Here is a 19,716-nt window from a genome sequence, read left to right as displayed (position 1 = left end):
GGAGGCACAATTATTTGCAGGATGGGTTGAGGAACAAAACCCATCCTACGTTCATCTTATATTTTATTTAATTCCACCCACCTACTTAATCCTCAACTTTTGTAATATTAGGAGGAAGTAAAATCCCTAGATCCTGAAAATTGTCTATGTAAAGTTGACGCAAAACACGCTGAATGTGAAGATGTTTTCCCGGTTTAACTTTTGTCAAGGTTCGTAACAATAAGTGGGACTCACTTAAACTTTCTACACCTTCTACAAACGTTGACTCCAGCACATCTAACTGATCAATTTTTAGCTTTTTTCCTATTTCTTCAATCACCTGACATACGCTCGACAAATTGCAGTTGGCAGGTACACTAACATCTACCGTAGCAAATATATATTGTTTAGAATAGTTGGTAATAGATCCAATATCCCCATTACGAATTATGTGCAATTGCCCATTAGTGTTTCTAATACGAGTAGTTCTCAGTTCAATAGCTTCAACAATACCTTCAACAGTTTTGTCTTCTGCTTTTCCCGCTTGAATATAATCACCGACCAAATAATAGTTTTCAAACAGAATGAAAAAACCACAAACTATATCATTAATTAGGGTTTGTGCTCCCAATCCTACAGCAATACCGATAATTCCCGCCCCTGCAAGAATGGGGGTGGGATTAATCTCTAAAGTATAAAGAATGGAAACTGCAACCCCAAAGTAAATTAAATACTGCAACAAACTACGAAACAAGGGAATCATAGTTAATCGTCTACTTCTTTGTGTGTCAGTTAAGTCCTGTTGGGTAAACAGAAACTCTTCTAGCAGTAGGTAAATTATCTCGAAAACAACTCGACTGATAAAGATGATGGCAATAATTTTGATAATTTTTACGCCAAAATTTGCCAAATTAGCTATTAATTGTACTTGCTGAACAACTAATGTGGCGGTAGATACGTAAACTACAAATTCCAAACACCGTTTCAAAAAAGGAACTAAGTGTCGTAGTCGTTCATAAAACCTCAATAAATTATCTGGACTAGAGTATCTAACGCTAAGAACATCCAAAATATCAACAACTGCTGCTACTGCTTTGAGTATAAGTAACCCAATAGCAATGCTTAGATAAATTCTTAGTCCTATATAAAGGTATTCTGTAACTATTGATGGTAGTTTCAGGAATTGGGTACAAACAACCACTATCCATAACCAAACTCCCAGGGTTATTCTGCGGTTAAGAGTGGTAAAAAAAGCATCTACGCTTTCATCGTCAGCTGTATTTTGATCTAAACTTTTAACTTTTTTAACGCCTATCTTCAACCAATAATTAAGTAATTTGATCACAAAAGCTGCTGCAATTATTAACCCTAGACTCTGGGTAATGCCAACTCCCAAACCTAACCAAAATCCTGATGGAATAAGGTGGATCAAGTTTATGGTATATTCTTTTAGGTTTTCGCCCTGATAGATTAAGAAACTGTTGACACCAATAATTCCAAGACTTACTACTAAGCAAGTAAGCAACAGTAAAGCAGTAACATTGCGACGAATTAGTCTAATTTTGGTGGTTTTCCCCTCAAATAAGGGTATTTGAACCAGGAAGTGGCAAAATTTGGTTAGTAACCACCTTGATATCAAGAAAAAAATTGCGATCGCCAGTATCTCAACCAGGATAATTGAGGTGTTAACAATAATTAGTTGGTTCATGCAGTACCTTGGATTTTCGGTAAAAAAATAGTTGCAAGATAGATGCACAACCCAGCATTAGTGCTATATTAGCACGATTATAATTTTATGGGAGTGAAAACTATAAAGAAACTATTACCAAACCATAAATAACTGACTACCAACATTAAAGACGTACTAATCTTCAATTATTGTCAATAGAGAGCTTATATTTTTCCGGCTCAGTTCTTAGATCCACATAGAGGAAATCAATACCCTCTTGCTCTAACATTTCCAAGATTGCTAAATTTAATTCCCTCTCGGCCTGAAAATAGAGGTTATCATCATTAACAAATGCCATTATCTCAATTACACGGGCGTTTTTTTCAATGTTTTTGAACCTGACTGTAGAAATAGGAGATAATCCAGCAATAGACTTTGGCATTTGTTGAATGCTATCACAGATTCTGGCAGTTTGTCGTGCGGAAATGCCATCTATTTTGAGAACCAAATTCAGACCCCACCTTAATTCTTCCCCTGGATTTTGGGACCAATTTTCCACCACTCCACCAATCAACCGAGAATTGGGCATCTTGATAATTGAACCCCATTTAACTACATGCAGTGTTGTAGTTCTAAAACCAATATGTAGAACCTGTACAAAACCATCCAGTCCTGATACTCCTACCCAGTCACCTTCTTTAAACAGAGAATCAGAATAGATAATCACCGTACAAAACCAGTCATAAACGATATCTTTAAGTAATAAACCAAAGGTAATACCAGCACCACCTAACAGACCAACAAGTGCACCTGCAGATTGACCTAAAAATATTTCACTGATCTTGATTGCCAAGACAACCACTGCAGCTGATTGAAAAATCTTGGGCATTAGTGGTCTGAGCAACTCATCTAACTCAGTTTCAGTTTGCAGCACAAAGTTGGCAATTATTTGCCCCAAAATTGAAGAAGAACGATAAACAATATAACCAATAATGAAGATCACTATTAGATTTAAACTCTTGCCAATAGTCTCTGTCAGTTTGACACCCAACTCCTGAGCAAGAATTTCCTTAACTATCCAAAATCCCCCTATCAAAATTAACCAGTTTAAAGCTGGCTTAATAATACTAATGAACTCATCATCCAGTGTGGTTTTTGTTTTCTTTGTCAGATTTTCTATGGTTTTGATCAGTACTCCCACAAAAAACCTTCTCAACACTTGTATTAGTGTTAGTATTATCAAAATTGCAGCTATCTTGACAAAAATAGCATTCGACTGGTTAATTCCCTAGAGTATTTTCATTACTGCTTCCATAGCTTTTCACCTCAAGTAAGTAAATTTCCTAACCGAGCGTTTATCCTACCATACTAAAGTGGAAAAATTTGGAACTTTACAATCTGTCATTAATACTGAAAGTACCTCGGCGATCGCACCCCAGGTGCTAGATATAAACTAATCAATTGATTGATATTGAATGAAAAAGGTGCGTTAAATAACGCACACGGACGAATTACAAAGATTTTTGACAAAGAATTAATCCAAACCACCCATTGTCATCCTTCCAAGTTCTCACTGTTTTTAATCCTTTGCTTTCCAGTTGCTGGGACATTTGGAGTAAATCAAATTTGCGGGAAATTTCTGTTAGTATAGACTCACCTGCTTCAAAGAAAACCTGTAAATCCAAAGATGCTAAATTCAGCCAATGACTTTCTTGACAATGGAGTCGCATTTCAATTTGCCTTTCTTTCAAATTATATGTTGCTTGGTGCTTAAACAAGTTTGTGTCAAAGTTTCCATTAAATCGCCAATTTAAATGGGTAAGCATGTTCAAGTTAAACGCAGCAGTTACACCTTGAGCATCATTATAAGCTGGTTCTAAAATCCCTTTGTCTTTGTGTAAATCAACCCCCAGCAAAAGGAAATCACCGGTTTTTAAAGTTGTGGAAACTTGGGTGAGGAATCTATCACATTCCTGTTGACTAAAATTGCCTAGGGAACTACCCAGGAAAAACAACAAACGAGATTGTAAATAATTGGACTCTAAATGAAATAATGCCTGTTCATAGGTTCCCAGCAACCCATGAATATCAATTTGAGGATATTTATCCTTCAATTGCAGAACGCTAGTTTTGAGAATACCTCCACTCACATCAACTGGTAGGTATCTACAAGTATGGGATATTTTCTGATAAGCATCCAGTAAAAGTTGAGTTTTAGTAGAACTACCACTACCCAATTCTATCAACTCACAACAATTAGTTAGTTCGGCAATTTCCCCAGCATATTGTTGCAAAATTGAAGCTTCTGTACGAGTAGGATAATATTCTGGCAAATCACAAATTTCCTCAAATAATAGGGAACCCCGATCATCATAAAAATACTTAGGGGACAAGGTTTTGGGATTTCCAAGTAATCCCTGAATTACATCCTGACCATCATCATGCAAGTGTTGATATTGTTGTTCTAAAACTGTTACGGGTGCTAAAAGCATTTGTTTTATCCTCTTATTTTTATTTCTCTGATTTTATCAAAATCTCAGGATTTTGAGTCATTAGTAACTGGAAATTTCCCTTACAAACTCATGGCAGTTCTAAAACCCACATGCTGATAGAAATAGGGGCGAAACCAGTTGCGATAACAGGGTAGGGCCATAGTGCCATTTGTAGCCCAAGAACCACCAACCATCATTTGATGCTTACCATCAAAAAATGGTGCTGACTGGTCTTCATATAGATAATGGGTGGTAAATCCAGGTAGGGGAGAAAATGTACTAGATAACCACTCCCACACGTTTCCTCGTAGGTCAGCTAACCCGGATCTTTTTGAAAACATGCCCACGGGACTGGGAGAAATATATTTCAGGTTGAGATTATAATTATTTTCCTCAGTCCTATCTCCCTGGTTATTGGTGGAAAATTCCCAAGCCCGATTCCATTCTGGTTCTGTCATTAAACGAGTACCTTGCCATTGACAGTAAGCCATTGCTTCATAATAATTGACTTCCACTGGCCAATCTACAGGCAATTCTAAAATATCAAAAGTTGCCCGATACTTGTAATTGTGGGAATTTTCCAATAGCCAAAATTTAGGATGTTGCACATTATTTTGTTGTTTCCATTGCCAGGATTCACCATGCCAATATTCTGAATTTTCATAGCCACCAGCTTGTATAAATTGTAAAAATTCTCCATTGGTAATCAGATTACTACTGGCTAAAAACGGTCGAACTACAATTTCTAAACTGCCATATTCGCTATCCCAACCAAAAGTTAAATCATCTTCTTTCTTACCTAATTTAACTAAACCACCAGGAATTTCTTGCATTTGATTAGGGGGTATTTTACCATGACTGGGTGCATAATTCCATCCTGATGGCAACCTTAAATACTCAACTGGTAACTGACGTAGCAGCATAGAAGAGGTCTCAAAATGTATGCGACTGTGTTCAATTCCCATTAATAATGCCCATAGGGGATGTTGGGCGTGAATAGGCAAATTTAAAGGTGTATTTTCAATTATCTCAGTAATTGCTTGTCTGGCATTTTCTCTATATTCCCAAACCTGGTCTACATCGGGCCAGATAATATGTTGGGTTGCCAATTCTAGTTCATCAGGTGTTTCTGGGTCAACACCAACCTCGAACAAAATCTCAAATTGGGGATTGATGGGATTTGGCAATAATCCAACTCGAACTAACTTGTTAATGTAAAAAACTGCTGAGTGTCCCAAATAAAAAATTGATCGGTTTCTCAAAGGATCCGGATTCAGGTAAAAAGCATCCGGGTGAGTGATGCTTCTTAATAGGGTTGTTTCTAACTCCCAAGAGTTGTTAAAGTAATCAAGCAGGTTTTTCCTACTACAACAATCTAGGTTGATGATTTGGGTAGATGCTAGATGAGGAAGTCGGGATAGGGTTGGCATTTTTTGAGGTTAAATTTTATCCGGGTTATCAGCACACTATTTATGTACGTGCTGTTACATAGATACTACACCCGGTGGCGTTTTTTTCATTATTAACCAAAATTTAACCATTATGGTTTAGCTCCCCAGCAATGGTTATTTCGCTGATTGAGTTAGTCTGATTTTTTCAACGACAAAATCTCAGCTTCACTACTTTCTCTAGCAACGCGAATTAATAAAGAGCAAGCCATTAAACTGGCAACCATGGAATTACCCCCATAACTAAACATGGGTAAAGGTAAACCCGTGGTTGGTATGGCACCTGTTGTAACAGCAATATGTAATAGTGATTGTCCAATTATAAGTACAGTCACACCTGTTGCTACTAATTTGTGAATGGGATTTTTAGCCTTCAAGGCAATTATTAATCCCAGGGTTGCAAACATACCCAACACTAATAAAAGCACTATACCACCCACAAAACCAAACTCTTCAGCGAAAACTGCAAAAATAAAATCCGTATCTTGAATGGGTAAATAAAACAATTTCTGCTGGGACATACCAAATCCCACTCCCCAGGTTTGACCTGTACCCACTGCTAGTAAACTTTGTACCAACTGATATCCATCCCCTGTAGGATCAGCCCAAGGATTTAGAAAAGACATGACTCGACGCCGTTGGTACTCCTTAATACTCATACTTAATAATGCCAGGGAAAACCCTCCTAATGCTGTTCCTACCAAGTATCTGTAGGGTATGCCACTGGCTAGAGCAATAAACCAAATTGTCATGCCACAAAGCGCAGTGGTACTAAGATTAGGTTGGGCAAGAATCCCTAACAGGACTAAACAAAACACACCTAACCAAAACAGACGAACTTGTGGGGAGAGTTTTTCCCACTGGGCAAAAAGTCTAGCACTTTGTAGGACTAAAAATGGCTTGATTAATTCTGATGGTTGAATGGGAATAGGACCAATGGCTATCCACCGCGCTGCATCAAAAGCCTTTTTTCCTACCCCGGGAACAAGGATGAGGAAAATTAGTAATAAAAATAGGAATAAAAACCAATGGGATGCTGCTAAAATTTTAGATAAGGGGGTATTTACAATCCAGTTAAATAAAATGAGACCAACAAAGACCCAAATAATTTGACGTTTAAAGTAATACAACCCATCATCCTGGCGTTCAGCAGCTACGGGATAAGATGCAGAAAAAAGCATAATTAACCCCAGGATTAACCATAGCAATGTCAACCAGCGCAACAAACGTGCTTCCGGGGCCCAATTACCAGCAGAATGATCAAAAAATGGAATGAGTTGACGTAGGTTCACGTTGAAACTATATATGTTTACACCGCCCTACAGCGAGTAAGGCGGTTGGAGCGGGGGAGACTTGACTAGTTTTGACCTATGAGAATCATGCCAAACCAGTATTAGTACCTTGCCTACCAGTTGCTAATTCTACCTTAACAATTTTACCACCCATTTTCTGAATTCGTTGCTGCTCGCGGAACCAGTTTTCGTAGGGAACCAACTTGGTAAAATAAGTATTCTGTAATTCCCTTTGGGTGCGGGTGCGGGTTAAGCTGGGAACGCAAGCGGTCACTTTAAATAAACGAGCCATTTTTTCTAAACTCCCTGTGTTTTGGAAAACCTTTTTTATCGGAAAAATCTTGAGACTAAATCCTGTCTCAAATCTTTGAATTTATAGCTCTAGTCAGAACGCTATAGACAGGGTTGATGGGTAGCTATTCTGAAGGCCTTTGCACCTTTGTAGGTGACTACGGCTATATCTATATCTATTCTATTCCGCTCTATAGGATCTACCCAAAGCTACTCAGACCTTTACAAATCTGGACTTTAGAACCTACTTGCTGTTTCATCGTAGTCTCAAGATGATTCTTGAGAGGTTTGTCTACTCCACAAGCTATCTCAGTAGAGCTTACCCTAAAAGTCTGGAAATCTAACATCAATACTAGACCGCTAATACTCACCCGAAGCATATAGAACGACCTAGAACTCATATTTGATTTCCAGACCTTAACCAAGTAGCACTGCTAACATTTATAGAATGCCAAAAAGTGCTAACTCACTCTTAGCTCAAACCAGAGGAAATATAGTCGAAGTAAACTCCCATTTCCTTACCAGCATCAGCACCAACTAAGCTAGCAGTTACTTCCTTCATGGCTTGGATAGCTTGAACTGTAGCACCAGCGGGTACACCCAAGGAGTTGTAGGTTTCTTTCAAACCGTTTAATACACGCTCATCTAAGATGGAAGCATCTCCAGCTAACATGGCGTATGTAGAATAACGCAAGTAGTAATCCAAATCGCGGATACAAGCTGCGTAGCGGCGAGTGGTGTACATGTTACCACCGGGACGGGTAATATCCGAGTACAACAGGGACTTAGCTACAGCTTCTTTTACGATCGCAGCAGCATTAGCACTGATGGTGGTAGCTGCACGGACGCGCAGTTCACCAGTGGCAAAGTAGCCTTTCAGCTTTTCTAGAGCAGCGGTGTCCAGGTATTTACCTTGAACGTCAGAAGAATTAATTACAGAGGTAATAGCGTCTTGCATTGTTGTTATTTCCTTATTTCCAACCTGATTGCAAAAGTTTTCGGTTCTAGCTGTGGAATCGCTCTAACCTATGACATTGCACCAACAACGTAGTCGAAGTAAGCACCTGCTTCAGCTGAGTCTTCAGCGGATAACAGGGTAGCAGCAACGGATTTCATTGCAGCAACGCCACCAGCTACAGCTTCAATGGGAGTACCCAAAGACTTGTACATTTCACGTACACCAACGATACCGATTTCTTCGATGGGGGTAACATCTCCAGAAACGATTCCGTAGGTTACAAGACGCAAGTAATAGTCTAGGTCACGAAGACAGGTAGCTGTCATTTCTTGACCGTAAGCGTTACCACCAGGAGAAACAACATCAGGACGCTTTTGGAACAATTGGTCGCCAGCTTGCTTAACGATGCGCTCGCGGTTGTCAGTCAATACTTGGGCAATACGAAGACGTGCTGCACCACCAGAAACAAAGCTCTTAATCCGATCTAACTCACCAGGGCTGAGGTAGCGAGCTTCTGCATCAGCATTCACGATGGACTTCGTGACGATACTCATTAATGGATTCCTCCAAAACTAATGACACCAGGTTTGAAACTGGTAGGATTTTCATTGGTCGATAGCAGTTTTGTATCTTAATACATTCTGGGTTACATTTGCTCCCCAAATGTGAAGAAGTTACCAAATTTTTCTATCCTTCCGGAAAATATTTTCCAGCATTATGTTGAGCATTCATTACTGCTCTTAATACTTTGTAATATTTTTTTTCACAATCGCTCATTTTCCGGGTTTTGGGTCTGGGGAATTGTAAAACAGGAGTAACTTTACCTGTCACTACCTGTCCTATTCCCCACATCTACCTTATCTGTTAGTACCGCGACCGGTTAAAACGGATGGAGATAGACTAGACCAAGACTGTTTAACTAGATCTGCTTCAGCTTTCACACTACCTAGGTAATTACCAGCAGGTAAGGATGGGAAGCGGTTATAGGGGACAACATCTTCACCAAAGTAACGACTGTATTCCCCAGTGTTGACTATGGTTTCTACAGCTGTTCTAAGACCACTATCTGCCAATATTTTGTTATATTGACGGATTTCACCTTGAGTTGCAGGGGCTCTCCCTAAAATGTGACGGAACAAGAATTCAATCACCTTGGTGTTGGGATAGGGTGTGTAGAACCGCTTGCGATAAATCTCCGAACTGGCTAGTTCAATCACAAATTCACGCACGGTGATTTCCCCATTACGCAGTCTACTGTCTAAATCACTGCGTCTGATATAGTCGGGAATTTGCCCACTAAATACATCCATTACCTGAACGTAAATGGCATTGATTACCTGGTTGATCTCAGGTTTGTTTGTACCTACGGTCATGCGGTAGATACGAGCCGGTTTGCGGCGACTTGTGCCTACACCAACTTCTACTGATTGACCACGACCATCGTTAAAGGAACGACCCAGTTCAATGAACAATGGTTTAGATTTGTCCATTTGTTTAGCTTTAATGGCTAAATCTGCGATCGCATTGCCCAGAAGTGGGGTATTTTCCGACTTAATCCGAGGTTGTAGGGTTTCAAAGCTAGGCACAACCAAATCATCATTTTGTTTAGTGAGCTGGTTGTAGAGTTTTTCGGTATTGGGGAAGTTAGCAGCAGGTAGGGTGGGGAAGCGACGGTAGGGGACAGTATCTTCACCAAAGGATTCAGCATATTCCGCAGTATTTACCATGGCATTGATAAAGGCTTTAATGCCTTGAGTAGCCAATATTTGATTATACTTACGGATTTCTGCCTGATCTAGGGGTGCGCGACCAAGGAAATGCTTAGTACCCAGCTCAATTACCTTAGTATTGGGATAGGGTGTGTAAAATTCCTTAATGTAAAGACCAGAACCACCCAAAGACTGAATAAATTCCCTAACAGTGATTTCCCCATTACCCAACTTACTTTCTAAATCGGTAAACTCATTTTGGATAATGTAGGGTGGAATATCCCGCTCAAATACCTGACGGTAAGCAGCTCCAATCAGGGTTTGAACTGCTAGTTTATCCGTAGCAATTAGTTTGAACACTTTAGTTTGTTCACGCTGTTTGCTTACACCTTGGTTAATGCGGAAATCCACACTAGGTTGGGTCCGTAATTCCTTAACTGCACCCAATTCCACGAAGCGAGGAGTTTCTTCCTTCTCCACCTTGTTGATGTCCTCGCGGATAGTACCAACTCGCAGTTGACGGAGGGAAAGACCAGCGGGAGTCAAATAACGTTCATAGGGGACAGTATCTTCACCAAAGGACTCGCTATACTCTACAGTGTCAAGAATAGCATCCACAACAGCATAAAAGCCCTTCTTAGAGGCAATATCAAAATACTTGTTGTTTTCTTCACGACCATAGGTAGGACGACCAAGTAATCGTCTATGAATGTACTCGATTGCCTTACAAACATATAAGGAAGTCCAGTACATCTTCCGGAATAAATCGGACTTGGCTAAGATTCTGATAAACTCTCTAACAGTAATTTCACCGTTTTCCAGTTTAATTTCTGCTACTTTAAGTCTTTGCCCCTCGTAAACATCGCGACCAAATACTTGTAAGTAACAGGCTTTAATTACAGCTTGGGTAGAACTTTCCGAGAATTTAACACTAGCACCCTTGGCAGATTTTTTACCAATAGTTCCAGGTAACTGATCTAACTTGAACACTTTTGCACCCAAGGAACTGGGGGCCAGACCCCTAGCTTTAGGATTGCTCAATTGGTTATTAATACCTGGTCCTTGGTGAATGAGGATGCGACGAGTGTCCTTACCAAAAGGTGCAGGACTGCTGCTGGGGTTACGAGTTTCTTTGGGGAAGATAGCGCCGAATTGAATTTCTAGAGGGTCATTACCCGAACCATAAGGGTGTTGGTCTGGCAATGGCTGTTCATAAGCGGCAAAAGTGGTAATAAATTGGGGAACTTTTCGGAAAGGTGCACTGTATTTAAACAGATCCTGTTGTGGTCCCCAGTTACGACACTCTTGAGCTTCTTGTCCCAACCCGCGAATATAGGGTACGGTTTCTTCCCCAAAATAATCGCTATACTCTCTGGAATCCACCAAGGTATCTACTAAAGCGGGTAAACCACCATTGGAAATAATTGCAAAGTATTTTTGCACTTCCTCCCGACTACTAGGTCCACGTCCTAAAATGTGACGGAAAGCCAGTTCAATAACTCGGCTATTAATAAAAGGTTGGTAAAACTGTTTTTGGTAAAGGGGAGATTTAGCTAAACGACGCACAAACTCCTTCATGGAGATGGAGCCATTTTTCACCTTCGATTCCAAGTCGGAGATGGATAAACTATAAGCACGGGTAATATCGCGCTCAAAGATCTGACGATAAGCAGCCTTAACCACTTCTGTCTTCTCAGTAGCAGACAAACCAGGTTTCATCACATATTTAGGACGACGCTCGGCAGCGTTAAAATAAATTTGTGGTAATTGTAAACCCTGTTGATCTGCGGATGGACGTTGACGAACCTTTGTGGAAGGGGTTGGTGCTTGGAACTCAGTCAGCAGAACATCCATGTACTGAGTGACAATTTCTGTAGCTACTGGATCTTTACGGAAGAAAGACAAAGAAGCAACCTTGATTTCCTGTAAAGCAACAATAGTAGCTTCACCAGAACAAGCATTTTCAATGATTTCCCTGAGTCCTCTGGTATTAACAGAAATGATGTTTGGGTCTCCTGCAACAATGGCATAAGTAGCATAGCGCAAGAACCAGGACAAGTCCCTTAAGCTCTTGGACATGTTACTAGGACCATAACGGGCAATATTAATCGGTCTAAACCCAGGAGGTGTGGGACCACCTGCAGAAGTATTGAAAATGGAACGCAAGCTCTCGAAGAATCCTCCCCGACTTTCTACATAGGTGATGGTTCCCAGTTTCATACCCTCTTGCACATTCATGGTACTACCACCCACCAGAGCCATTTCTGGTTCTTGGGGTTTTTCTAAGAATGCCATGGGTGAACCACCAACAAAGATGCGGTTAGCTGCACGAGAAACAATGGTCTCTGAGTTTTCAGTCAGAACTTGTGCAATTTCTAGGCGCTTTGCACCGGATGCAAAATAGCTTTCCAGTTCTGTTAGTTCCCCTCTCCCTAAAAAACGGTCTTGCTGTTCCGCTTGGGAAATGGTCGCTACCGGTAAAGTTTGATATAACTGTGGACGTGCTACGGAGCCTCCACCACTTGCCTTAACACTCATCGAATTGTTAAAACTCCTATAAGTTAAGTCTATGTGTTAAGTCTGGGTTGTTTTGCGGCTTGATATACTTGACATATTGGTATTTTTATGCTTAGCTCGCCTACAAAACTGCCAGTAAATTAACCCAGTCAATTTTTAGATTAGAACTTTTTGTGGTAACGCTGTTGATTTATTAAGAAGTGTGACAATTTTGTGATTTATTCTGTGATTTCAATTTCTCCTCACTAATGCTAAACTGGGGGGGAGTTAGGATGGATAAAGGGACAGTTATGAATTCCTCACTGTACCATGACGATTTTGTGCTGTGGACTCAAGAGCAAGCAAAAAGGCTGGAAGATAAGGATTTAGATGGTATTGACTGGATAAATATTAGGGAGGAGATAAGTAGTTTGGGACGCAGTGAGAAACAAGCTCTGCAAAACCGCTTAGAAGTCCTATTGGAACACCTACTAAAAAGATGCTATATAAACAATACTTATGACAACCGAGGTTGGGAGTTAACTATTAAAGAACAACGCAGACAAATTAAGCGTTTGTTAGCAGTGTCACCTAGTCTCAAGAACTATTTTGGGGAAGTTTTCCCAGAAACCTGGGAAGATGCTGTATCAGATGTAAGGGATATATATCCTGGTGTTGAACTCCCCACAACTTGTCCTTTCCCCCAGGATCGGTTACTAACCGATTGTTTTTGGAACCAGTAGTAGTGTAAATCCTTACTTACGTTTCCTGGAAAAATAATCTTCCAGAATTTCCAAAATCATCGGTGCAGCAACACTACCACCACCACCACCAGAATGTTCCGCAAAAGCGACGATAACAATTTCTGGTTTGTCTGCAGGTGCATAAGCACCAAACCAGGCATGATTTTCTTTCACCTTATTCCTCCATGCTTCCGCAGTACCACTTTTACCAGCTACTGGGGGAATGGTAGGTTTATTTAAAACCTTACCTGTACCTTCAGTTATTACCTTTCGTAAACCATCTCGTAAGATCTTAATAGTTATGGGCTTCATATTTAATGAATCACGCCATTTTTTAGCATCTCCATTATCTTTTATCAAATGTGGCTTAACTCTGTAGCCATCATTAGCAGGTACGGCAAACATAACTGCCACTTGTAAAGGTGTAGTCAGAAGCGCACCTTGTCCAATGGTCATATTAATAGTGTCACCTATACTCCAGGGAATTTTCCAAGCCTTCTGTTTCCAATTGTCATCAGGTACTAAACCCCTAGCTTCTTCTGTGACAAAATCAAAACCGGTTTTTTTCCCAAATCCATATTTACGAGTCCATTCAATCAATGTGGGACCACCAATACCTTTGCCAATTTGGTAGAAAAAAGTATCACTACTCCACTGCATTGCACCGACAAAACCAAGGGGGCCAAATCCCGCATGATTCCACTCCCCAAATCTAGTTCCACCAATAGTTAAAGAACCATAGGTTTGTAACACAGTATTAGGAGCAAACTTGCCTGATTCTATGGCCGCTGCAGTGGTCACAATTTTAAAGGTACTAGCGGGGGGAAACGCACTCAAAGCTCTATTAACTAGAGGGTGATCCGCACCCTGCACACTTTCCCAGTCTCGCTGAGAAAGTCTTTGTTTGGAGAAAACATTCGGATCAAAAGTAGGATGGGACACCATGGCCAGCACTTCACCATTATTAGGATTAAGAGCAATTATTGAGCCATTACGCCTACCTAAAGCTTTTTCAGCTGCTTTTTGAATGTCTAAATCTATGGTTAAGTGTAAATCATTACCTGCCTTAGCTTCTTTTTGACCTAACACCCGTAGGGGTCTACCAGCTCCATCCACTTCTACCTGTTGACCACCCCATTCTCCTCGCAGTGTTTTTTCGTGAGCTTTTTCCACCCCCATCTGACCAATCACATCACCCAGACGATAACCTTCGGACCTACGTTTTTTCAGTTGCTCTGCTGTTAATTCTCGTGTATAGCCAAGCACATGAGCTAAAATTTTTCCATGGGGATAGTATCTAACAGCATCGGTATTTATTTCTACGTTTGGTAATTCCGTGGCATATTCCTTTAAAGCTGTAATTTGAGCTTCATTTAAATGACGAGCAATACGAACTAGAGAAGAAGAATAAGCTCCAGCTTCTTCCAGCTTATCTTCCATATCTACCTGGGGGATATTCAGAATTTTCGATAAACGAGGGCCAACAACAGACCAAGATGGTTTAGTATGTGTCATGGGCCACAAATAAACGGATCTTGGGTAGCGGGTGGTAGCTAATAGTTTGCCATTACGGTCAAAAATATTTCCTCTTTCTGGTTGTTTGGGAATTATTCGCACGCGGTTAGATTCTGCGCGCACCCGCATTTTGGGTCCTTGAATGATTTGTAAGTAAACCAAACGAGCAGTGATACCAGAGAGCATTAACAAGGTGAATAGTATTAAGTATATGGATTGTGGACCACGCCCAACAGTGCGGTCACTTTTTTGATTGTTTACTGTCCGTGGTAATGGTGGTAATGTAATCATGATAGGAAAATATGGGATGTGGAATATGTATTATTTAAAAACAAGAGTAGTTTACAAGTTTCCACTCTGCTCTAACATTACTGGTTAATCACCGGATGAGAAAAATAGAGGTAATAGGAAAGCAGCAATAATTCCCAGTATCACTAGCAATTCAATCAAACTTAAAATTGTGTTACTTTGTAGCAACTGATAAAGGTTTGCCAAGCTTTGCCTATAATTATGAGTTAGAGACCAATTACGTAAACGAGTTAACCAGTGCTTGGGACTGTCTTGAGTGCGCACTTTCCATGAAATCATGGAAAGCAGTAGTGGCGCACCACCAACTTTAGCAGACATTAACAGGTGTATAGCTAAAGAACAGATTAGAATTAACCATGCTGTTAAATGGCAATAATACCAAATATGATCCAATTCTCCCAGTGGTAACCATTCTTCTTTCATCATTCTTCCAGATGTCACTGCTAAAACTGCAGCAATTAACATGAAGGTATTTGCCAACCGTTGTAAACTTAGCCACCAAATCGGTTGATTAAATTCATTGAGCTGGGATACTTTCTGTAGCGAGTCCGCTTGCAATAAACGTATTTTTCCGCCATGGAAGCTATAAAGCGAAAACAGGGGTAATAAGAGTAAGAATAGTAAAGCAACAGTACCGTGTATATCTTGAATAGGATTAATCTTGGCGATGGGAAGACTGCCAAATCTTTTGTCGAAGGTATTATATACTAAAAACCCGGTAATAATTGCAGCAAGCACTAAAGTACCACTCAAGGAGTGTAGAATCCTCAAAATTAGCGGTTGATATGGTGTTGAACGACTCATGAGTTAATATTGGGTGTATTGGTGTTAATTTCTGCTATTATAACCCTTCCAATAGTTCCGGAATATAATCATAACCATCAACACCAATCACAGAAATGATTTTGGCTCGGTTTTTTCCCAGTAGCTCTTGAAAGCTATCCTTACCTATTTGTCTGATTATAGTGTTTAATAGCATTGCTGGTTGATGCCATTCTTGAGATGCGATCTGCTCTAATAGGTACACAGCTAAGGAACCTGTATAAACTGCTTTCTCAAAATTCAACAATTGATAATAGGTTTCTGATAAGTAGGCTAGGTTACAACCCTGGGTATATAAGTCTCCAGTAACCTGAGCGGTTCTAAAACCCATTTCTAAATATTTAATTGCTGTTTGATGTTGTCCGATGACTAAGTGAGCAATACCCAGACTGCTAAAACACAAGGACTGGGTGGCAAGATCCTGTAATTTTTCCGCCAGTTTTAGTCCCCGCTCCAGGTAATTAATTGCCGATTCGTAAATTTCGGGTTCCAGGTTTTCCAATTCCCTTCCCTGCATAACTTCGCTGTAGCCCAGGTTTACTAAGGCGTTACTTTCTCCAGTTTTATCTCCCTTTTGTCTGCTTAGTATTAAGGCTCTTTGACTATAATTTATTGCCTCTGCATAGTTCTTACTCTGCACGTAAGTACGGGCTAAATGATTCAAATTAGCAATTTCACAGGATGTGTCTTCGCCATTCCTGGCAATTTCTAAGGCCTGTTCATGAAAATTTAAAGAGCGCGAATAATTACCCATAGCACGCTGAGAATAACCTAACAAAGTTAAAATTCTGGCTTTTTCCTGTGTACCTGCTACGGTGTTTAATGGTGCATCCAAATAATCGAGCGCATCTCGCAAGTAACTACCCCAAAAGGAAGCAAAAATTCCCCCATAGAGGGGAAAATAGGAACGCTGGGCAAAAGCTCGCAATATTTGTAGAACGATTTGCGATGCACCATCCCTATATTTAGCTTTTTGGTTCTCCCAACCGTATGCTAGCTGACTCCAAATGATAGCAAAGGTTAAAAATGTAGCTATGGATAATTTTGGACCAGCTTGAATATCATAAACCTGCTGGTCAAACCAACTAACTAAACCTCGTTGTAGAAATTGTAAGATTATTGCCAGTTCCACCCAATCGCTTAAACTCATACCTTGCTGCTTTCGAGCAAATTCTATGGCGGAATCTTCCATGGCTAGAGTTTGAAACAATGATTGCGGTACTTCACTTTTCACCAGTTTTGCCCAACTGGCCCAAGGACCACTTTCCCCCGGTATCCCACCAAATCCCAGCAAGTTCTTTTGTTCATACATCCAACTTAATAGGTTCTCTTGTATCCGTTGCCAACTGCTAATACCCAGCCCAATTCCCTCACATATTTCCTTTATATCTCTATTAACCGTACTAAACTGATCTAATGATTTAGCTATTTGTTGGAGTTGGGACAGGTTTAGAGCATGTTTTTGATTAGGATCTAAGTATCGTAAAAATTCAGTTAAATTTTCTTCAGGACTAGCACTGATAATTTCTCTTACTGCTGATGTAATTACCTCTGTGGCCTGGTTTTGCTCCTCCCACCGCTGCCATTGGCTTTGAACCGTTTTTATCGCTCTTAAACTACGATTGGCTTTGCCTTTTTTTGTCTCATCTTTCTCATTTTCTACTTGAAGTTGTATATCCCTAGTGCGATCGCTCAGAGCCAATTCAAATACCTCCCCCGTACCCAAACTTATACCATTGAGTAACATTTGGTAGATTTGATCCACGGAGCTAATTTTGCCTTTTAGTGTGTTATTGACTATCTCGTCGATTAAAGCTAGGTAGCGATCGCGTAAAGGAAGAGATTCGGACATAGGGAGATTAGAAACAGGTGAAGATAGAAATCCTATAGATATAATAACATTTTTAGATATTGGATATGGCAACGTTCTTTAAAATATTCATAGGGCCAATGTCCTTAACTAGCTGCATTTGTGCGGAATTTTTAACCAATAAACTACCTGCAAACCCCAGGGAATTGATAGGAATGGAGATAAAATCCTCCTTTAATCTTGGTACAACCAACATCCAATTTCGGGTTGCCAGAAAATTGTAGGCTGCGGATTGTTGAAGATTATCAGTTGCTGTAATGCTAACCATGTCTAACAAAGCATAATACTTGGACAGGATGTCTTGAGGAGTTTCATCGGGGGAAAAAGCAGTGAAAGCATGAAGGAAAGGAAATGCTGGTATGGTAGTAATGCCATTTTCCAATTTAGCTGTAGTCAATAATGGAGCTATGGGAATTTCAGTTTCAGCTAGGGGAATAATTTGTAAATGTTTATGGCGCTGACTAGCACCAGCAACTTTACCGCCATTATAGAATGCCAGTCCATCAAATTCGGCTAAACAGGCCCACATTGCTGCCAAATCTTCCCCAGTCAGCAGACTCTCTTGTTCTACGAAAGCACGGGTAATAATCAATAGGTGATAATTAACCACATTGAACTTATTCAATATACAAACATGAGTTTCTGAGATATCAGCTACAAATAGATCTTCTTGATATGGCAGAAAAGGGTTAAAGTCTGTTCCGGAAACCTTAATAATTTGATCTTGTTTTTTTTGGGCACTTTGTTTGCGATTCAGGTTAGACAAGACTCGTACTAAAAAGATTACTCCATCTTGTTCAACAAATTCGGACTTGGTAGATATGGGTATGAGTGCACCGCACTGTAAAGCATGGTGAGTAGTTTCCTGGAGTTTTTTCCACAACGTCCCAGGAGGGAGTAGGATTTGACTGTATGTCATGGGGAAGAAAACGATTCTGGGAGAGGTTCAATCAGTTCTCATGATAAGTGACAACTAAAGAAACATTAATCATTTAAGATATGAAAGTTATTTTTTTGTACGTTACATGTAAAGACCGGGATGAAGCTATTAGTATAGGTAAGCTATTAGTACAAAAGCGTCTTGTGGCATGTGCTAACATAGTAGAAAATATGGATAGTATTTACTGGTGGAATGGTGAAGTTCAAGTAGAAAAAGAAGCAATTTTAATTATGAAATCTCGACAAGATCTATTTGTACAAATAAAGGATAAGATAAGTTCCCTACATTCTTACGATACACCTTGTATTGTGGCTATGCCAATTGATTATGTAAGTGAGACTTATTTAAGCTGGCTAATTAAAGAAACAAAAACATTATGGAATATGGGAGCAAAAAACATTGAACTACTTTAACAACTGCATAGCATCATTGAAAAATTGACGATATAGATATCTAGTAATCAAAATTGCCGTTAGTAAATTAACCAGGACTACCATAAAAACGATAAGAATTTGGTAGGATAAGGCTTCCAGCGGTGACATACCTGCCAGTAATTGTCCGCTACTAAAAGTAGGTATGGTTACCATCCCCATGAACATCATTTGATTAAGTGTGGGAAAAAGAGCTGTTCTAATTGCGTCTCGGCGATATTGACTAACAGCTTGTTGTGGCGTTGCGCCTAAACTGAGATGGGTTTCGATTTCTTGAGGAAATTGACGAATACTGCCAACTAATCTTTCCCCTGCTACTGCTGCTGCATTCATGGCATTAGCAAGCAATATGGCGGATATAGGAATTAAATAACGTGGTTCGTACCATCTATCAGGTTTAATAATCAAAAAGTTTATATAAATAAGAATTAGTGATGTACTGACAAAAATAGTTGTCCAAACCAGGGGAAGTAAGAAAGAAACTTTGGTACTGATGCGGTTTCTGGCTACAATAGCTGTAATTGTCAACATAACCAGGACAAACCCCCCAATAACCCAAACATTATCAGTGGCAAAAACGAAATCTAAAACGTATGCTAACACGACCAATTGGAAAAAGCTTCGCAACCCTGCTATGACTAGGTTTAATTCCAGTCCCAATTTTTCCCAGACGGATAAACCAATGGTAATAGCCATTAAACCCAGAGCAAAACCCAAATCCGTAATGTCCAACCTAACTAAATCTGACATAG

The 19,716-nt window shown here is 39.9% G+C and carries 16 protein-coding genes; 2 read left to right on the top strand and 14 right to left on the bottom strand.

From position 1 onward, the window contains the following. Positions 1-85 precede the first annotated feature (85 nt). The 9 genes from C6N34_RS14770 to C6N34_RS14730 form a co-directional block, all read right to left on the bottom strand. Positions 86-1,687: a mechanosensitive ion channel family protein gene (locus C6N34_RS14770; protein ID WP_115538263.1), complete on the bottom strand. Its 1,602-nt coding sequence runs from the start codon at positions 1,685-1,687 to the stop codon at positions 86-88. 163 nt (positions 1,688-1,850) lie between these two features. After that, positions 1,851-2,849, bottom strand: coding sequence for a mechanosensitive ion channel family protein (locus C6N34_RS14765; RefSeq protein ID WP_236107172.1), 999 nt, complete (start codon positions 2,847-2,849; stop codon positions 1,851-1,853). Positions 2,850-3,159: 310 nt separating this feature from the next. Next, complete coding sequence (egtD, locus tag C6N34_RS14760) at positions 3,160-4,140, bottom strand: L-histidine N(alpha)-methyltransferase (protein WP_115538264.1); 981 nt, start codon at positions 4,138-4,140, stop codon at positions 3,160-3,162. An 80-nt stretch (positions 4,141-4,220) separates the two neighbouring features. Further along, complete coding sequence (gene ovoA, locus C6N34_RS14755; RefSeq protein WP_115538265.1) at positions 4,221-5,570, bottom strand: 5-histidylcysteine sulfoxide synthase; 1,350 nt, start codon at positions 5,568-5,570, stop codon at positions 4,221-4,223. A gap of 152 nt (positions 5,571-5,722) precedes the next feature. Next, positions 5,723-6,880, bottom strand: coding sequence for an FtsW/RodA/SpoVE family cell cycle protein (locus tag C6N34_RS14750; protein WP_057177130.1), 1,158 nt, complete (start codon positions 6,878-6,880; stop codon positions 5,723-5,725). An 85-nt stretch (positions 6,881-6,965) separates the two neighbouring features. Beyond that, on the bottom strand, positions 6,966-7,172 hold the full coding sequence (locus tag C6N34_RS14745) for a phycobilisome linker polypeptide (protein WP_006278152.1): 207 nt from the start codon (positions 7,170-7,172) through the stop codon (positions 6,966-6,968). Positions 7,173-7,643: 471 nt separating this feature from the next. Then, a complete protein-coding gene (gene apcB / locus C6N34_RS14740; RefSeq protein ID WP_006278150.1) occupies positions 7,644-8,129 on the bottom strand; it encodes an allophycocyanin subunit beta in 486 nt (161 codons plus the stop codon). A 68-nt stretch (positions 8,130-8,197) separates the two neighbouring features. Beyond that, positions 8,198-8,683, bottom strand: coding sequence for an allophycocyanin subunit alpha (gene apcA, locus C6N34_RS14735; protein WP_040009603.1), 486 nt, complete (start codon positions 8,681-8,683; stop codon positions 8,198-8,200). 303 nt (positions 8,684-8,986) lie between these two features. Next, positions 8,987-12,376, bottom strand: coding sequence for a phycobilisome rod-core linker polypeptide (locus C6N34_RS14730; RefSeq protein ID WP_115538267.1), 3,390 nt, complete (start codon positions 12,374-12,376; stop codon positions 8,987-8,989). A gap of 269 nt (positions 12,377-12,645) precedes the next feature. Here C6N34_RS14730 and C6N34_RS14725 point away from each other — a divergent pair, with 269 nt between their 5' ends. Continuing rightward, entirely contained in the window at positions 12,646-13,077 is a 432-nt protein-coding gene (locus C6N34_RS14725; RefSeq protein ID WP_040009658.1) for a DUF29 domain-containing protein, read from the top strand. Between the two features lie 12 nt (positions 13,078-13,089). Here C6N34_RS14725 and mrdA read toward each other — a convergent pair whose 3' ends face one another. The 4 genes from mrdA to C6N34_RS14705 form a co-directional block, all read right to left on the bottom strand. Continuing rightward, complete coding sequence (mrdA, locus tag C6N34_RS14720; protein ID WP_115538268.1) at positions 13,090-14,883, bottom strand: penicillin-binding protein 2; 1,794 nt, start codon at positions 14,881-14,883, stop codon at positions 13,090-13,092. An 84-nt stretch (positions 14,884-14,967) separates the two neighbouring features. After that, on the bottom strand, positions 14,968-15,705 hold the full coding sequence (locus C6N34_RS14715; protein ID WP_071241759.1) for a cytochrome b/b6 domain-containing protein: 738 nt from the start codon (positions 15,703-15,705) through the stop codon (positions 14,968-14,970). 37 nt (positions 15,706-15,742) lie between these two features. Continuing rightward, entirely contained in the window at positions 15,743-17,575 is a 1,833-nt protein-coding gene (locus C6N34_RS14710; protein WP_115538269.1) for a tetratricopeptide repeat protein, read from the bottom strand. Between the two features lie 52 nt (positions 17,576-17,627). Then, positions 17,628-18,512, bottom strand: a complete 885-nt coding sequence (locus C6N34_RS14705; protein ID WP_115538270.1) for an ATP adenylyltransferase family protein — start codon at positions 18,510-18,512, stop codon at positions 17,628-17,630. Between the two features lie 95 nt (positions 18,513-18,607). On the opposite strand from C6N34_RS14705, the gene cutA reads away from it, so the two are divergent. Beyond that, a complete protein-coding gene (gene cutA, locus C6N34_RS14700) occupies positions 18,608-18,946 on the top strand; it encodes a divalent-cation tolerance protein CutA (protein WP_236107171.1) in 339 nt (112 codons plus the stop codon). Here the strand turns inward: cutA and C6N34_RS14695 are convergent. Then, positions 18,938-19,714: an ABC transporter permease gene (locus C6N34_RS14695; RefSeq protein WP_115538272.1), complete on the bottom strand. Its 777-nt coding sequence runs from the start codon at positions 19,712-19,714 to the stop codon at positions 18,938-18,940. The genes cutA and C6N34_RS14695 overlap by 9 nt on opposite strands. Positions 19,715-19,716: the final 2 nt, after the last annotated feature.

Origin of the sequence: Cylindrospermopsis raciborskii Cr2010 (assembly GCF_003367075.2) — a bacterium.
In the GTDB taxonomy this organism is placed as follows: Bacteria; Cyanobacteriota; Cyanobacteriia; order Cyanobacteriales; family Nostocaceae; genus Raphidiopsis; species Raphidiopsis raciborskii.
Note: the sequence above shows the minus strand (reverse complement) of the source record. Positions and strands in the feature narration are given on the sequence as shown.

Coding starts and splice junctions, on each gene's coding strand:
- C6N34_RS14770 (WP_115538263.1), bottom strand. CDS start 1,687: ATGAACCAACTAATTATTGTTAACACCTCAATTATCCTGGTTGAGATA.
- C6N34_RS14695 (WP_115538272.1), bottom strand. CDS start 19,714: ATGTCAGATTTAGTTAGGTTGGACATTACGGATTTGGGTTTTGCTCTG.
- apcA (WP_040009603.1), bottom strand. CDS start 8,683: ATGAGTATCGTCACGAAGTCCATCGTGAATGCTGATGCAGAAGCTCGC.
- apcB (WP_006278150.1), bottom strand. CDS start 8,129: ATGCAAGACGCTATTACCTCTGTAATTAATTCTTCTGACGTTCAAGGT.
- C6N34_RS14745 (WP_006278152.1), bottom strand. CDS start 7,172: ATGGCTCGTTTATTTAAAGTGACCGCTTGCGTTCCCAGCTTAACCCGC.
- C6N34_RS14715 (WP_071241759.1), bottom strand. CDS start 15,705: ATGAGTCGTTCAACACCATATCAACCGCTAATTTTGAGGATTCTACAC.
- C6N34_RS14710 (WP_115538269.1), bottom strand. CDS start 17,575: ATGTCCGAATCTCTTCCTTTACGCGATCGCTACCTAGCTTTAATCGAC.
- egtD (WP_115538264.1), bottom strand. CDS start 4,140: ATGCTTTTAGCACCCGTAACAGTTTTAGAACAACAATATCAACACTTG.
- ovoA (WP_115538265.1), bottom strand. CDS start 5,570: ATGCCAACCCTATCCCGACTTCCTCATCTAGCATCTACCCAAATCATC.
- mrdA (WP_115538268.1), bottom strand. CDS start 14,883: ATGATTACATTACCACCATTACCACGGACAGTAAACAATCAAAAAAGT.
- C6N34_RS14730 (WP_115538267.1), bottom strand. CDS start 12,376: ATGAGTGTTAAGGCAAGTGGTGGAGGCTCCGTAGCACGTCCACAGTTA.
- C6N34_RS14705 (WP_115538270.1), bottom strand. CDS start 18,512: ATGACATACAGTCAAATCCTACTCCCTCCTGGGACGTTGTGGAAAAAA.
- C6N34_RS14725 (WP_040009658.1), top strand. CDS start 12,646: ATGAATTCCTCACTGTACCATGACGATTTTGTGCTGTGGACTCAAGAG.